We start from the raw sequence: 1,681 nt of genomic DNA on the forward strand, positions 1-1,681 counted from the left end.
TGTGGTGGGTGATACTGGACTTGAACCAGTGACCCTCGCCTTGTAAGGGCGATGCTCTCCCAACTGAGCTAATCACCCACATATAAATTAAATGCTACTATTTAAAATAGTACTGGACTTTAACCAGTAAACGCCACCCTCTATTATTTAAACGGTGATGTTCTCTTTTCTAATTGAGCTAACAGCTCAATTAAAGTTCTAGACGTGTACACTTAGTAAAGTGGTGGGTAATACTGGACTTGAACCAGTGACCCTCGCCTTGTAAGGGCGATGCTCTCCCAACTGAGCTAATCACCCACATCTAAATAACATTGCATTGCTGCGTTGTTGTGGGGCGCTATTATAGATAGAGTTGCAAATGTGTCAACACTTGAATGATAAAAATGTGCTGAATGAAGGTTTTATAAACAACGCGATGAGGTTGGCGTTTACTTTATCACCAAATTTAAACAAGCAGGACAAATAAACAGCTAAATTAAGCGAAGTGACTGCCTTATTTTTTATATACAATAAAAAGCGTTTGCTTAAATAAACGAATAAAAGCCAATGTTTAAATTGATACATCAAGCGTGACGTCTTTTCACAAAGAAAAGTCATGGTCAAAAAAATTGAAATTTTAGAGCCACTATAAGTTAATCTTTAAAAAGGACGAACAGTTTAAAAGGAATAAGTCTTAATCTGTATTGCCATTTGTGCGAATAAACTCTAACTAACCTCAAGAGTTTTGGCACAGTGACAACAAAATAGAGCCTATTACCCAAATTTGATCTAAGCCTTTAAAACAACACGAGCTATTTGTTGGTATGTTTAACGACGATCTAATTCACTTCAATATTTATATTTTTCAAGCAATTTAAAAAGGGGAGGGGTATGCATTTAATAAATAAGGTTATCGAATAGGGTTCAGAGATTTAAATAACACACTTATAATCGCAGGCTGGCCTAGTTTAAGTCATGGCAAAAAGTGCTTTTTGAATCTGTACTCAATTTGCATATAAATGTATACCTTCTATGGTAAACATTATTAGGTCATCAACGAGGTATGAATAGTTAATTAATCTGTTTATAGTGCTGTTAGGTGAAGTAGAGCCCGAATTTTATCGAAATTGCAATTTTTAGCATGCTTGATAGCCAGTTTGTTGAAAATTAAACCATTTAAATAAAGTGACATAAAAAACTGTTGACTTTATTTGGGGGGGTGCATAGAATGCGCCCCGCACTCAGCGATACACAACGTGTTAAAGGCGTTAGGTATTAAAAAGGTTTGGGGCTATAGCTCAGCTGGGAGAGCGCTTCGCTGGCAGCGAAGAGGTCTGCGGTTCGATCCCGCATAGCTCCACCAAATCTTTGTGCATGTCCTAGGGTAGCAGTTTTCTGTGTCCCCATCGTCTAGAGGCCTAGGACACCGCCCTTTCACGGCGGTAACAGGGGTTCGAATCCCCTTGGGGACGCCATCTAACAAATAGTTAGGCGTGGTTTGACCAAGAGAAAAACGTAACACTTAAAGCTCGAGTCTTTATGTGTGTTAAGCGTATTACCTTAGCAGCTCGTGATATGAGTTAAACTTATCAACTGTCCTAGTGACACTTTTTAGTGTCCCCATCGTCTAGAGGCCTAGGACACCGCCCTTTCACGGCGGTAACAGGGGTTCGAATCCCCTTGGGGACGCCACTTACTATTT

At 39.4% G+C, this 1,681-nt stretch carries 5 tRNA genes; 3 read left to right on the forward strand and 2 right to left on the reverse strand.

Features of this window, described 5'->3' with window-relative positions:
- Nucleotides 1–2: 2 nt before the first annotated feature.
- Together AN391_RS19770 and AN391_RS19775 are read right to left on the reverse strand one after the other, a co-directional pair.
- Nucleotides 3–78 (reverse strand) — tRNA-Val (locus AN391_RS19770).
- 143 nt (nt 79–221) lie between these two features.
- A tRNA-Val gene (locus AN391_RS19775) sits at nt 222–297 on the reverse strand.
- Nucleotides 298–1,266: 969 nt separating this feature from the next.
- Here AN391_RS19775 and AN391_RS19780 point away from each other — a divergent pair.
- The 3 genes from AN391_RS19780 (at nt 1,267) to AN391_RS19790 (ending at nt 1,671) form a co-directional block, all read left to right on the forward strand.
- A tRNA-Ala gene (locus AN391_RS19780) sits at nt 1,267–1,342 on the forward strand.
- A gap of 36 nt (nt 1,343–1,378) precedes the next feature.
- Nucleotides 1,379–1,454 (forward strand) — tRNA-Glu (locus AN391_RS19785).
- Nucleotides 1,455–1,595: 141 nt separating this feature from the next.
- Nucleotides 1,596–1,671, forward strand: a tRNA-Glu gene (locus AN391_RS19790).
- Nucleotides 1,672–1,681 lie beyond the last annotated feature (10 nt).

The sequence above is a fragment of the Pseudoalteromonas sp. P1-13-1a genome (genome assembly GCF_001401875.1).
Classification (GTDB): Bacteria; Pseudomonadota; Gammaproteobacteria; order Enterobacterales; family Alteromonadaceae; genus Pseudoalteromonas.